General features: G+C 63.9%; 10 protein-coding genes and 1 pseudogene. 2 read left to right on the top strand and 9 right to left on the bottom strand.

What is annotated here, in order from left to right:
- Positions 1–69: 69 nt before the first annotated feature.
- The 7 genes and pseudogenes from CKW13_RS19870 to CKW13_RS19840 all read right to left on the bottom strand — a co-directional run.
- The gene (locus CKW13_RS19870) at positions 70–762 is read right to left on the bottom strand and encodes a response regulator (protein ID WP_095110479.1); all 693 of its coding nucleotides are present in this window, start codon (positions 760–762) and stop codon (positions 70–72) included.
- A complete protein-coding gene (locus CKW13_RS19865; protein ID WP_095110478.1) occupies positions 759–3,449 on the bottom strand; it encodes a sensor histidine kinase KdpD in 2,691 nt (896 codons plus the stop codon). The genes CKW13_RS19870 and CKW13_RS19865 overlap by 4 nt, the downstream gene beginning before the upstream one ends.
- A gap of 55 nt (positions 3,450–3,504) precedes the next feature.
- Positions 3,505–5,571, bottom strand: coding sequence for a potassium-transporting ATPase subunit KdpB (kdpB, locus tag CKW13_RS19860; RefSeq protein ID WP_095110477.1), 2,067 nt, complete (start codon positions 5,569–5,571; stop codon positions 3,505–3,507).
- Positions 5,572–5,582: 11 nt separating this feature from the next.
- Positions 5,583–6,227, bottom strand: a complete 645-nt coding sequence (gene kdpC / locus CKW13_RS19855) for a potassium-transporting ATPase subunit KdpC (protein WP_095110476.1) — start codon at positions 6,225–6,227, stop codon at positions 5,583–5,585.
- A gap of 14 nt (positions 6,228–6,241) precedes the next feature.
- On the bottom strand, positions 6,242–7,945 hold the full coding sequence (kdpA, locus tag CKW13_RS19850) for a potassium-transporting ATPase subunit KdpA (protein ID WP_095110475.1): 1,704 nt from the start codon (positions 7,943–7,945) through the stop codon (positions 6,242–6,244).
- A 158-nt stretch (positions 7,946–8,103) separates the two neighbouring features.
- Entirely contained in the window at positions 8,104–8,202 is a 99-nt protein-coding gene (gene kdpF, locus CKW13_RS19845; RefSeq protein ID WP_095110474.1) for a K(+)-transporting ATPase subunit F, read from the bottom strand.
- Positions 8,203–8,344: 142 nt separating this feature from the next.
- A pseudogene (locus CKW13_RS19840) lies at positions 8,345–8,791 on the bottom strand (GNAT family N-acetyltransferase); the annotation flags it as partial.
- A 91-nt stretch (positions 8,792–8,882) separates the two neighbouring features.
- On the opposite strand from CKW13_RS19840, the gene CKW13_RS19835 reads away from it, so the two are divergent.
- Positions 8,883–10,472 (top strand): RimK family protein, encoded by a 1,590-nt coding sequence (locus CKW13_RS19835; RefSeq protein WP_095110472.1) that lies wholly within the window; start codon positions 8,883–8,885, stop codon positions 10,470–10,472.
- Positions 10,473–11,101: 629 nt separating this feature from the next.
- Here CKW13_RS19835 and CKW13_RS19830 read toward each other — a convergent pair.
- The gene (locus CKW13_RS19830; RefSeq protein ID WP_095110471.1) at positions 11,102–11,554 is read right to left on the bottom strand and encodes an Lrp/AsnC family transcriptional regulator; all 453 of its coding nucleotides are present in this window, start codon (positions 11,552–11,554) and stop codon (positions 11,102–11,104) included.
- 175 nt (positions 11,555–11,729) lie between these two features.
- On the opposite strand from CKW13_RS19830, the gene CKW13_RS19825 reads away from it, so the two are divergent.
- A complete protein-coding gene (locus tag CKW13_RS19825) occupies positions 11,730–12,347 on the top strand; it encodes a LysE family translocator (RefSeq protein WP_095110470.1) in 618 nt (205 codons plus the stop codon).
- Here the strand turns inward: CKW13_RS19825 and CKW13_RS19820 are convergent.
- Positions 12,339–13,703 (bottom strand): HD domain-containing phosphohydrolase, encoded by a 1,365-nt coding sequence (locus CKW13_RS19820; protein WP_095110469.1) that lies wholly within the window; start codon positions 13,701–13,703, stop codon positions 12,339–12,341. The genes CKW13_RS19825 and CKW13_RS19820 overlap by 9 nt on opposite strands.
- Between the last annotated feature and the right edge of the window lie 45 nt (positions 13,704–13,748).

Raw genomic sequence — 13,748 nt, 5'->3', positions numbered from 1 at the left:
ATACGGTTTCTTTACGGGCAATAATTAGTTCTCTACAGGCAGTGTACGAGCCCATTGGCGAATGGCGGATTAAAGGCCCACCAACCGATAACCCACTTGCAACTCGGTAATAAAGTGCTGCGGCTGTGCGGCATCCACTTCCAGTTTTTGTCGCAAGTGCGCCATGTGTACCCGCAAATAATGAAACCGCTCCACATAATCGAGCCCCCACACTTCCAGCAATAACTGGCGATGGGTCATGACCCGGCTCTGGCCGCGGATCAGCGCGCACAGCAAGCGGTATTCAATGGGTGTCAGGTGCACCAGCGCGCCGTCGCGGCGCACTTCGTGGGTGGCCAGGTCCACCGCGATGCTGCCGAAGGTCACTTGGCTGGTGGCGGCCACGTTGCCGGTCAGCACATGGCGGCGCAGTTGCGCGCGGATGCGGGCCAACAGTTCCGGCACGCCAAAGGGTTTGACCAGGTAATCATCGGCGCCCGCATCCAGCGCCGCGACTTTCTCTTCCTCGCGGTCACGCGCCGACAGCACCAGAATCGGCACCGCCAGCCAGCCGCGCAGTTCGGTTATCAAGTGCTTGCCGTCGCCGTCGGGCAAGCCCAGGTCAACGATCACCAGGTCCGGTTGGCGGCTGGCGGCGTGGATCAGCGCGCGCTTGACGCTGTCGGCCTCGAATACCTGAAAACCTTCGTCCTGCAGGGCAATGCCGACAAAGCGGCGGATATTGGCCTCGTCTTCAACGATAAGGATGCGAGCACTGGTCATAGGGTTTCCATGGTCGGCGGCTGCCCCGCCGGTAAGGTGATGATGAAACGGATGCCCGTGCCGGTGTGGGGCACAGCCTCGATATGGCCGCCATGGGCTTCGACGATGCGCCGGCTCAGGGCCAGCCCCAGGCCAATGCCCGCCACAGGCGATTCCTGGCGCCCGCGGGTGAACGGCTCGAACAGGGTGTTCAGGGAACTGCCCTCGGGGCAACCCGGCCCGTTGTCGCTGACCTGCAAAATCAGGCTGTCGCCTGCGGCCCGTGCCTGGACTTCGATCAGGCTGCCGGCGGGAGTGTACTTGGCGGCGTTGTCCAGCAGGTTGACCAGCACCCGCTCGATCAGCAAGGCGTCGACCTCCACCAGCGGCAACTGCGGGGCCATGGCCGTGCGTACCTCATGCCGGGCCAGGGGCTCGCGCAGTTGGCGCAGGGCGCTGCCGACGATTTCTTCCAGTGAATGCCACTGGCGGTTCAAACGCACCCCGCCCTCCTGCATGCGCGCCATGTCCAGCAGGTTTTCGATCAGGCGCTGCATGGAGCTGGCCTGCTCGTGGATACCGCCGAGCAAATCGCGCAGCGGCCCGGGCGGGGCATGGGGGGCGGCCGCATCCGCCGCGCCCATGATGGTGGTCAGCGGCGTGCGTAAGTCGTGGGAAATGGCGGCAAGCAAGGTGTTGCGCATGCGTTCGCCCTCCATCTGCACCAGGGTGCTTTGCGCCACTTCGACGTAGTGCACCCGTTCCAGGGCGATGGCCAATTGGCTCATGCAGGCTTCCAGCAGGCGCCGTTCCTGGGGGTCGCTCAGGCGTTCGGGTTCGGCCAGCGCCAGCACCAACACCCCACGCACCCGCATCGGCGCCTTCAGCGGCCAGTAGCAGCCCTGGGCGGCGGCCAGGGTGTCGGTGCCCTGGCCGGCCGGTTGGCCATGGTCATAGGCCCATTGGGCAATGCTTTCATCCACCGCAAAAGCGCCGCCGACGCCATGCACGCGGTCGTCCAGATCCGGCAGGGCCAGGCCGACCCGCGCCTCGAACACGCCGCTGAAGGTGCGCAGGGCCACTTCGCTGATCTGCTCCACCGTCAATGCCGCCGAGAGGTCGCGCGCCAACCGTGCCAGGGAGGTGGCCCGGCGCTCGCGCGCCGCCGCGCTGCGGGCCTCGAACCGCAGGCGCGCGGTGAGTTGCCCGGTAATCAGGGCGATGCCCAGCATCAGGGCGAAGGTGAAAAAGTATTGGGTGTCGTTGACGGTGAATGACAAGCGCGGCTGCACGAAAAAGAAGTCGAAGCACAGCACCGCCAGCATCGCCGCCCACACGCCGGGGCCGCGCCCCCAGCGCAGGGCCACCAGTACCACGGTGAGCAAAAACAGCATGACCACGTTGGCCGGGTCGAACACTTGCAACAGCAGCGCGGCCACCGCTGTGGCGGCAAAGCACGCCAGGCTGGCCCACAGGTAGGCCGGGGCGCGGCTGGGGGCCAATGCGCCCTCGACCTTGACCTCTGGCGCCGCCGCCCGCGGCAACGGGCCATGGGCGATGACAATCTGGTCAATCTGCGGGTGGCGGCGGCTGATGCGGTCGCTGACCGACTGATGCCAGAACTGCCAGACCTTGCGCGGGCAGTGCCCCAGCACCAAGCGGTTGGCGTTGTGCTCACGGGCGCAGGTCACCAGTGCCTCGGCCACATCCAGGGCGCTGAGGGTGGTGGTGTCGGCGCCGAATTCGGCGGCCAGGGCCAGGGTTTTCATGGCGCTGGCGTAGCGGTTCGCCGCCGCGCCCCGGCGTTGCGGGCCGCTGACGTGGACGACAATCCAGTCCGCCTCCAGTTTTTGCGCCAAACGCGCCGCTTCGCGCACCAGGCGCTCGTCCGAGGGGTGCCCCGCCACGCCCACCAGCAGGCGTTCGCGGGCCGGCCACAGGGTGATGATCGAGCGTTCGCGGCGGTAGTCGCGCATTTGCGCATCGACCCGGTCGGCGGTGCGGCGCAGGGTCAGCTCGCGCAGCGCCAGCAGGTTGCCCTTGCGAAAGAAGTTGCGCGAGGCACGCTCGGCCTGGGGCGCCAGGTACACCTTGCCATCCTTGAGCCGGCGCAGCAGGTCGTCGGGCGGCAGGTCGATCACCAGCACTTCATGGGCGTTGTCGAACACGTGGTCGGGCACCGTCTCGCGCACGCGTATGCCGATGATGCCGCTGACGATGTCGTTGAGGCTTTCCAGGTGCTGGACGTTGAGGGTGGTCCACACGTCAATGCCGGCGCGCAGCAGTTCTTCCACATCCTGCCAACGCTTGGGGTGGCGTGAACCGGGCACGTTGCTGTGGGCCAATTCATCCACCAGCAACACGTCGGGGTGGCGCGCCAGGGCGGCATCCAGGTCGAACTCGCTCAGGGCGCAGTCGCGGTGCAGCATGCTGCTGCGCGGCAACACCTCCAGGCCTTCGAGGCGCTCGGCGGTGTCGCGCCGGCCGTGGGTTTCTACCACGCCGGCGACCACATCGCGGCCCTGGCGCTGCTCCTGGCGGGCGGCGCTGAGCATGGCGCAGGTCTTGCCCACCCCGGCGTTGGAGCCAAAGTAGATGCGCAGCTTGCCCTGGCGGGCGGCATGCTCTTGTTGTTGCAGTTTTTCCAGCAGGGCGTCCGGGTCGGGGCGCCCATCCGGGGAAACAGTAAGGGTGTCGATGACAGCCATGGCAATCCTTGTGAAACGGCAACGGCGCCTTCGCGGCGCCGTGCAGTCAGTCCTTTCAGACCAGGCCGAGGCCGGTCAATAGCATGTCGATAAGTTTGATCCCCGCAAAGGGCACCAGTACCCCGCCCAACCCATAGATCAGCAGGTTGCGATTGAGCAGCGCCGCCGCGCCTATGGCCCGGTAAGCCACGCCCTTGAGCGCCAGCGGGATGAGGAACACGATAATCAGCGCATTGAAGATCACCGCGCTGAGGATCGCCGAGTTCGGGCTGGTCAGCTGCATCACGTTCAACGCCCCCAGTTGCGGGTAAGTGGCGACGAAAGCGGCCGGTACGATAGCAAAATACTTGGCCACATCGTTGGCCACGCTGAAGGTAGTCAGCGCGCCGCGGGTCATGAGCATCTGTTTGCCCACTTCCACCACCTCGATCAACTTGGTCGGGTTGCTGTCCAGGTCGACCATGTTGCCCGCTTCCTTGGCAGCCTGGGTGCCGCTGTTCATCGCCACCGCCACATCGGCCTGGGCCAGCGCCGGGGCGTCGTTGGTGCCATCACCCGTCATGGCCACGAGCTTGCCCTGGGCCTGGTAGTCGCGGATCAATTGCAGCTTGTCCTCGGGGCGCGCCTCGGCGAGGAAGTCATCCACCCCCGCCTCCACCGCGATGGCGGCGGCGGTGAGGCGGTTGTCGCCGGTAATCATCACGGTTTTGATGCCCATGCGCCGCAACTCGGCGAAGCGCTCCTTCATCCCGCCCTTGACGATGTCCTTGAGCTCGACCACCCCCAGCACCTGGGCCCCGTCGGACACCACCAGCGGCGTACTGCCACGGCGTGCCACTTCATCGACCTTGGCCTGCAATGCCTGGGGGAAGCTGCCGCCCAGGGCCTCGATATGGGCGCGAATGGCATCGGCCGCGCCTTTGCGCAATTGCCGGCCACTGGGCAGGTCAACACCACTCATGCGGGTTTGCGCGGTGAAGTGCACGAAGCTGGCCTGCAACGCCTGCAAGTCCCGGGCGCGCAGGTCGAACTTCTGCTTGGCCAGCACCACGATGCTGCGCCCTTCCGGGGTTTCGTCGGCCAGGGAGGCGAACTGCGCCGCATCGGCCAGGTCCGCTTCATTGATACCGGGCGCGGGCAAGAATGCACAGGCCTGGCGGTTACCGAGGGTGATGGTGCCGGTCTTGTCCAGCAACAGCACGTCCACGTCGCCGGCCGCCTCTACGGCGCGGCCGGAGGTGGCGATGACATTGGCCGACATCATCCGGCTCATGCCCGCTACCCCAATGGCTGACAACAGGCCACCGATGGTGGTGGGAATCAGGCAGACCAACAACGCCACCAGCACCGTGGCGCTGACCACGCTGCCGCTGCCGCTCATGGCCACGGCAAAGATCGAGTACGGGCTCAGGGTCACGATCACCAGCAGGAACAGGAACGTCAGGCCCACCAGCAAAATGGTCAGGGCCACTTCGTTGGGGGTTTTCTGCCGTTTGGCCGACTCGACCATGGAGATCATCCGGTCCAGGAACGACTCGCCGGGGTTAACGCTGATACGCACCACCAGCCAGTCGGACAGCACCCGGGTGCCGCCGGTGACCGAGGAAAAGTCCCCACCCGCCTCGCGGATCACCGGTGCCGACTCGCCGGTGATGGCGCTCTCGTCCACCGAGGCCACACCTTCGATCACCACCCCGTCCAGGGGCACCAGGTCGCCGGCCTCGATCAGCACCACGACGTCCTTGCGCAACAGGCTGGCCTCGCTCGGCGCCCAGGCACTGCCGTACTTGGGCTGCTTGAGCACCTTGGCCAGGGTCTGGCGCTTCATGCTGCGCAGGCTGGCGGCCTGGGCGCGGCTACGGCCTTCGGCCAGGGCCTCGGCGAAGTTGGCGAACAACACGGTGAACCACAGCCACAGGGTGATGCTCAGGATAAAGCCACTGGGGGCTTCGCCAGCGCCGCCCAAGGATTGCAACCACAACAGGGTGGTGAAAATGCTGCCCAGGTAGACCACGAACATCACCGGGTTTTTCCACTGCGCCTGGGGTGCCAGTTTCTTGAAGGCATCCAGGCAGGCAGTCAGCACAATGGTGCGATCGAACAACGGTTTTTTGCTACGCATGGTTGTGTCTCTTACTCACTGGCCGCGAGAGGTTGCTGATGCACGGGAGCCTGTGCATCGAGCGCGAGGTTGAGTTGCAGCACATTGACCCGAGGCTCGCCCAAAAGGCCCAGGGTGCGCTGCTCGGTATGGGCCTGAACCTGCTTCATCAGCTCGGCTTCAGGCACCTTGCGCAGGCGTGCCACCCGCGCCACCTGGAGCTGGGCGTTGGCCACGGAGATGTGCGGGTCCAGGCCCGAGGCCGAGGCTGTCACCGCATCCACCGGCACCAAGGCATCCGGCGCCAGGCCGTTGAGTTGGCGGTAGTCCTGGGCGCGCTGAGCCACCTGGTCGATGAGTTTCTGGCTGGTCGGGCCCAGGTTGCTGGCGCCACTGGAGCCAGCGTTATAGGGCTTGTCGGCGGTCATGCTGGGGCGCCCTTGGAAGTATTCGGGGCGCGAGAAGTGCTGGCCGATCACGGCGGAGCCGATTACCAGGCCATCACGTTCGATCAGGCTGCCCTGGGCCTGATAAGGGAACATCACGTTGGCCACCAGGGTGGTCGCCAGCGGATAGCCCAGGCCCGTCAGCAGCAGGAAAAACCCCGCCGACACCAGCACCGGGCGCAACAGCCCCTTGACCAGCGGTTGGGTCTTGATTGCAGTTTGAGTCGTCATCACACAGCCCCTTATTAGTACGTCTGGCCGGACAGCAATTGCAGTTGCTCCACCAGCGGCCCCAGCGCGAGCGCCGGCAGGAAAGTCAGGCCACCGACCACCAACACCACGAACACCACCAAAAACATGAACAGCGGCGTCGCCGTAGGAATGGTGCCGGCACCGGCCGGGATGTTTTTCTTCATCGCCAGGGAACCGGCCACCGCCAGCATCGGCAGCATGGTAAAGAAGCGCCCGATCAACATGGCCAGGCCAATGGTGGTGTTAAAGAACGGTGTGTTGGCATTGAGCCCGGCGAACGCCGAACCGTTGTTGGCCGTGCCCGAGGTGTAGGCGTACAGCACCTCGCTGAACCCGTGGGGGCCAATGTTGTTGAGGCTTTTGAGGGTGTCGGGCCACAGCGCGGCGATGGCGGTGAAACCGAGGATGCTGATGGGGTGCGCGAGCACCGAGAGCATCACCAGTTTGATTTCCCGGGCCTCGATCTTCTTGCCCAGGAACTCGGGGCTGCGGCCGATCATCATGCCCACCAGGAACACCGTCAGCAGCGCGTACTGGATCAAGTTGATAAAGCCCACGCCGTCGCCGCCGAACACGCAGTTGAGCATCATCTGCGCCAGGGGCACGAAGCCGCCCATGGGGGTCAGGGAGTCGTGCATCGCATTCACCGAGCCGGTGGTGGCGCCGGTGGTGGTGGTGACGAACAGCGCGGTGTCGGCGATGCCGAAGCGCAGTTCCTTGCCTTCCATGTTGCCGCCGCTCTGGCCGGCAGACAGCACCTGGTCGGCGCCGGCCTGGGTCAGCAGCGGGTTACCGCTTTGCTCGGCGCTGTACACCACGCTCAAGAAGCCGATGAACATCACCAGGAAGGTGCCGAAGAACACCCAGCCCTGGCGGCGGCGCAGCAGCATGCTGCCGAAGGTGTAGGTCAGGGCCGACGGGATCAGCAGCATGCTCAGGATGTGCAGCGCGTTGGTCAGCGGCGTCGGGTTCTCGAACGGGTGCGCGGCGTTCATGCTGAAAAAGCCGCCGCCGTTGGTGCCGATGTGCTTGATCGACTCGAAACTGGCCACGGCCCCGACAATCAGTTGCTGCTGCGCGCCTTCAAGGGTGGTGGCCAGCGCCTGGGACGCCAGGGTCTGCGGCATGCCCTGCCAGACATACACCAACGCCATGGCAAAGCACGCCGGCAACATCACGCGGTAGAGGATGCGGGTGAAGTCCACCCAGAAGTTGCCGATATCCGCCGAATTGGAACGGCTCAAACCGCGAATGAAACCTGCCGCGGCGACCACCCCGGAGGTAGCGCCCACGAACATCAGGAAGGTAATCACCGCCATCTGGCTGAAGTTCGACAGGCTGGTTTCGCCCGAGTACGCCTGCCAGTTGGTGTTGGTGATAAAGGACGCGGCGGTGTTGAACGCCAGGTCCGGGGTTTGCGCCGCCAGTTCCAGCGGGTTGAGGGGCATGCTGCCCTGCAGGCGCAACACCAGGTAGCCGAGCAGCATCATCGCCGCGTTGGCCAGCAGCAGTGCGCTGGCGTAACGGGCCCAGCCCATGGTTTCGCGCGGGTCGATCCCCAGCAAACGGTAAGTGCCGCGTTCCAGCAAGGCATGGCCCGGCCCGGTGAACACCCGGGTCAGCCATTTGCCCATCAACACGGCCAGCACGGTCATAAGACCGAGCATCACCGCAAATTCCAGCAGATTGCTCAACATGTCGATGCTCCGTTCAAATCTTGCCCAAGGCGCCGATGCCCAGGGCCGTCGCGCCAAAAAACACCAGGGTCAACCCCACGAAAATCAAGTCGTACATTGCCGGTTTCCTTGCTCGGGAAAGCCCCGCAGGGCGGATGAAATAGCCTGTGGACGGGCCATCAGAACTTTTCTGCACGAATCAGGGCGTAGCCCAGGTAGGCGAACAACGAGACGGCGCATACGCCGCTGGCGACGTAGATAAATTGCAGTGTTAACAAGATCGCTCCCCTTATCAGACAGGAGGGGCCGGCAAACCCGGCCCCCGGTGCGCCAGGGAGGTTAGGTGAAGGGGTATCAAGGTCGGACATTGAATGCGGTGAGGCGTATTAAGACGGCATCAAGATGGCCGGCGTGGCGCTACAAAAGGCGCTTTTGCAGGCGCAACGCCGGGCTGTGATCCTCGTAGTAATCCTCCACCCGGGCAAAACGCCGGTAACCCTGGCCCGCATACAGGCCCAGGGCCGCCGGGTTGTCGGGGCGCACTTCCAGGCGTAGCCAGGCGCAACCCTGGGCGCGGGCACAGGCCTCGGCCCGTTCGAGCAGTTGCCGGCCCAACCCCAGGCCCCGGCCCTGGGGGGCGACGGCCAGGGAGTACAGGCGCGCCACATCACTGCCGTGGCGAAACAGCACCAAGCCATAACCCAGCAACGCCTCCCCCGCCTGCACCAGCATCAGGCTGGCGTGGGCACGGCTGAGCATCCAGCGCAAGCTGCGGGCGCTGAGGCGGTCATGGGTAAAACACTGCTGTTCCAGGGCCAGCAACCCTGGCAGATCACCCAGGGTTGCAAGGCGAAAGTTTAGGTTCATAGCACACTCGTAAAAGTTGCGTAACGAAACGGGACTTGCTCGAAAGTTCATGCTTTATAGGCAAGAACCTGTTCTCAAACGGACTCTTTCTATGTCAGCGGTACAAGGTGAGTGGCGCGCAGTATCCGAGCAAAAACAGCTCACGACAATATCCAAGCCTCGTTATTTAACCGAGGTCAATCGCAGTAGCAGCCAACTGGTAATTATTGTCGAGCGCAAAGAAGACTGGACCTCATACTTCCCCAGCGAAGACCTGATGACGGCCCAGCAGTACCTGGAAAACCCCCAGGAGGGGGATGGTGCAAAACGCACCCAGGTCATCAACCTGTGCCGCAATTACAAGTACCTGGGCTACGGCTATTACTGCTCACTGCTGGCTGAAGCCCGCGGCCACCGGGTCATCCCTTCGGTGCGCACCATCAGCGAACTGACCCGCAAGTCCCTCTACGGCCTGGCGCTGGATGACTTGGACAAGGCCCTGGAAAAAGCCTTGAGCAATCATCTTTACAGCAATACCGAAGGCTTTACCCTGACCCTCTACTTCGGCAAAACCAATCTTGAACCCATGCAGGAGTTGGCCCGTCAGTTATTTGAAGCCTTTCCCTGCCCGGTGCTGTTAGTTGAGTTCCGTAAAACCACCAGTTGGCATATAGAAGGTATAAAACCGGGCACGCTGCACAAGTTACGCGAAGACCAGGAAGATCAATTCGCCCAGGCGCTGGACAACTTCAGCCGCAAGATCTGGCGCCTGCCCCGTTCGCGCCGCGTGGCCCGTTATGACCTGGCGATCTTGCACGACCCGCAAGAAGCGATGCCGCCCTCCAATGCCAAGGCCCTGGAGAACTTCATCCGCGTCGGCCGGGGCCTGGGCATCGACGTACAACTGATCGAAAAAAAGGACTACGCGCGCCTCGCCGAATACGACGCCCTGCTGATCCGCGAAACCACCAGCGTCGATAACCACACCTACCGCTTCGCCAAAAAAGCCGAAAGCGAAGGCCTGGTGGTCATGGACGACCCCACCTCGATCCTGCGCTGTACCAACAAGGTGTACCTGGCCGACCTGCTGCAAAGCCATCGCCTAGGCATGCCGGCCACCGAAATCCTGTACAAGGAACGACCGCAGGACTTCGCCCGGGTGGCCGAGCGCTTGGGCTTTCCCCTGGTGCTGAAAATCCCCGATGGCTGTTTTTCCCGGGGGGTCATCAAAGTCGAAAACCAGCAAGCCTTGCTCCAGGCCACCGCCCAGTTGTTCGAGCACTCCGTGCTGCTGCTGGCCCAGGAGTTTTTCTACACCGAATACGACTGGCGCATCGGCGTGCTCAACCGCAAACCGATCTTCGCCTGCCAATACTTCATGTCCAAAGGCCACTGGCAGATCTACAACCACAAGGCCCGGGCCCAGGACATCAACGGCGAGTGCCGCACCCTACCGGTCCACGAAGCGCCACGGGCGGTGGTGGAACTGGCGGTGAAAACCGCGAACCTGATCGGCGATGGCCTCTACGGCGTGGACCTCAAACAGTCGGGGGACCAAGTAGTGGTGATTGAAGTCAACGACAACCCGAACATGGATGCCGGCATCGAAGACGCCTACTTGCAGGATGACCTGTATGCCCTGGTGCTGGAGGAGTTTGTCCGCCGCCTTGAACTCAAGCGCCGGGGACAGGCTTGGGGGTGAGGGCGGCCCTGTGGGACCTGGCTTGCCCGCGATGGCGGTCTTGAAATCGCCATCGCGGGCAAGGCCCGCTCCCACAGTGAACGGTGATGCGGGTGGGATTTCCATTTTTCCTCTGTGGGAGCCTGCTCACGATGGCGGCATTCCAACTGCCAGAAGTGCATCGCCTGCCCCGGCCTCATCGCGGGCAGAGCCCGCCCCCACAGTTGAACGGTGGTGTGGGTGGGATTTTCATGTTTTCTCTGTGGGAGCGAGCCTGCTCGCGATGGCGGCATTCCAGCTGCCAGAAGTGCATCGCCTGCACCGGCCTCATCGCGGGCAAGGCCCGCTCCCACAGTTGAACGGTGGTGTGGGTAGGATTTCCATTTTTCCTCTGTGGGAGCGAGCCTGCTCGCGATGGCGGCATTCCAACTGCCAGAAGTGCATCGCCTGCCCCGGCCTCATCGCGGGCAAGGCCCGCTCCCACAGTTGAACGGTGGTGTGGGTGGGATTTTCATGTTTTCTCTGTGGGAGCGAGCCTGCTCGCGATGGCGGCATTCCAACTGCCAGAAGTGCATCGCCTGCCCCGGCCTCATCGCGGGCAAGGCCCGCTCCCACAGGGATTAGGGCCGGGCCGGGCCCGGCCCCCCACCTCACAACGGCAATGGCCGATCCTGCACCACCTGCTTCATCACCAATGTGGAAGTCAGCCGCTGCACGTTGGGCAAGGTCGACAGGCGCTCATCGTAAAGCCGTTGGAAGGCCGGCAGGTCCTGGGCAACCACCTGCAGCAAGTAATCCGGTTCGCCGAACAAACGCTGGGCGGTGATGATCTGCGCGATGTCCAGCAGGGCTGTCTCGAACGCTTCCACTGCGGGCCGGTCGCCTTCACGCAGGGTCACAAAAACCATGGCGGAAAAATTCAGGCCCAGGGCGGCCGGGTCCAGTTGGGCGCGGTAGCCCAGCAGCACGCCGGCCTCTTCCAAGGCCCGCACGCGGCGGTGGCACGGCGACAGGCTCAGGCCGACCCGCTCGGCCAGTTCGGTAACGGAAAGGCGACCGTCCTTTTGCAGCTCAGCAAGAATTTTTCGGTCTGTGCGATCCATTGAGAATAATCTCCCCTTTTTTTTAGCTATAGCGATTCACTTTGAAAGTAAATTCTACGCCTCTTTCATTATTCTTCTTCCACCTTTAATCACCGCCCCGGCCAGCCCGGGGCGGCTCATCGGGTGGGAGCGAGAATATGCCGACAGCGGCGGATCAGCGAGGGTGGGTAACGCCATGACCCTCAGTGTGTTGGCGGCCTTCTGGGCCGTATCGGTGTTGTTCATCATTACGCCGGGGGCCGATTGGGCCTACGCGATCTCGGCGGGCTTGAAGGGCCGCGTGGTCATGCCGGCCGTGGGCGGGCTGTTGGCCGGGCATGTGGTGGCCACCCTGGTGGTGGCTGCGGGGGTCGGCACTGTGGTGGCCAATCACCCACGGGTGCTGACGGCGCTGACGGTGGCCGGGGCAGGCTACCTGCTCTGGTTGGGTATCAACCTGCTCGCCCACCCGTCGGTGCCTCACGCCGATGACGGCCAGGCCACGCGCTCAGGCCAACGCTGGGCATTCAAGGGGTTTTGCGTGAGCGGGTTGAACCCGAAGGTGTTCCTGCTGTTTTTGGCCCTGTTGCCCCAGTTCGCCGACGCCACGGCACCCTGGCCGGTGCCCGTGCAAATGATGGCCTTGGGCCTGGTGCATATCCTCAGTTGCGCACTGGTTTACCTGCTGGTGGGCTTCGGCGCCCAGGCCGTGCTCGGCGCCCGCCCCGTCGCCGCGAAGCGGGTGAGCCAGGTGTCCGGCGCGGCCATGATGGTCATTGCCTTGGTGCTGCTGGCGCAGCAAATCCTAGGCTAGGCCGGCGGCTTGCTCGTGCCCAGGCGCAGGCTCGGGCACCCGCACAAACACGCTGTACTTACCCGCTTCCATGGCCTCGAAGGCGATGAGTTTATCCACCAACGCGGTGCTCAGTACCTTGCCGGCGTTGAGCAGAAGCATGCCGTTGTCGGCGTTGAGGTTACGTACCAGGACCATGCCCGCGGCCAGTTCGCGGGTGCCGAGCACCACCACCGTGGGATCGGACAGGCTGACGTCGCTGAGGAAATCGGCGCACACCTTGACGAAGTCTTCCACCAGGTCCGGGTCGTACAGCCTTCCTGCGTATTTGCGGATGAACAGCAAGGCCTCGGCGCTGTTCATTTGCCGCTCCAGGATCAAGCCGCGCTGCAACTCGATGAAGTCCACCGCCAGTTTCAGCCAGCGCGCGCCCAGGGGGATGGCTTCGCCGCGCAAGTGATCGGGAAAGCCGCTGCCGTCCCAGCGTTCCTGGTGGTGGAGGATGATGCGCGCCGCGTCTTTCATCGGCTCCAGGGTCATCAGCAGCGACTCGCTCTGCTTGGGGTAGGCGCGGTACAGGTCACGTTCGGTGTGGCGCAGCAGGTCGGCCGGGGCGGTCATCATGCCGTCGGTCCAGCTCAGTTTGCCGATGTTGTAGAGCGCGGCGGCCATGGTCATGTCGCGGCTGTCGGTTTCGCTCAGGCCGTGGGTTTTGCAGTACACGCGGATCAATTCGATGATCTGCCGGTTGGTCTGCTTGGCCTTGGGCAGGCGCAGGTTGGCCAGCAAGGAAAACACCTCGGTGCCGGTCACATAGCTGCGCTTGAGCTCTTCATAGGCCAGGTCGAGCATGTCGGCGGTTTGCTGCAACTCGGCGGTGCGCGCCGCCACGCGTTTTTCCAGGGTGGCGTTGAGGCTGCGCAGTTGCTCGTTCTGCTCGCGGGCCAAGGCTTGCAGGCGTTGGCGCTCGTCTTCGGAGTGGTGGTGGGCCAGGGCCTGGCGCAGGGTCACCAGCATTTCGTCGTCGTTCCACGGTTTGCTGAGGTAGCGGTGGATCTGTCCTTCGTTGATGGCCTTGGCGATCAACGTCATGTCGGCATAACCGGTGAGCAGGATGCGCAGGGTCGAGGGATAACGCTGATGGACGTGCGCCAGCAAGGTGGCGCCATCCATGCCCGGCATGCGTGCATCGCTCATGACCACGTCCACCGGCCGCTGCGCGAGGATCTCCAGGGCCTTTTCCCCGCTGTCGGCCAGCAGGATCTCGTAGGGCTGGCTGCGCAGCAGGCGGCGCAGGCTATTGAGAATCGATTCCTCGTCGTCCACCAACAGCACGGTGGACTTGCGCTCGAGCCCGTCGTTGAGCTGTTCTTCCATGGTTCTCCCCCTTTCCAGACGGCCACCGTAGCGCGGATGCGCGAC

The sequence above is a fragment of the Pseudomonas sp. Irchel 3E20 genome (assembly GCF_900187645.1).
Lineage (GTDB): Bacteria > Pseudomonadota > Gammaproteobacteria > Pseudomonadales > Pseudomonadaceae > Aquipseudomonas.
This window is presented reverse-complemented; position numbering and strand designations above follow the sequence as displayed.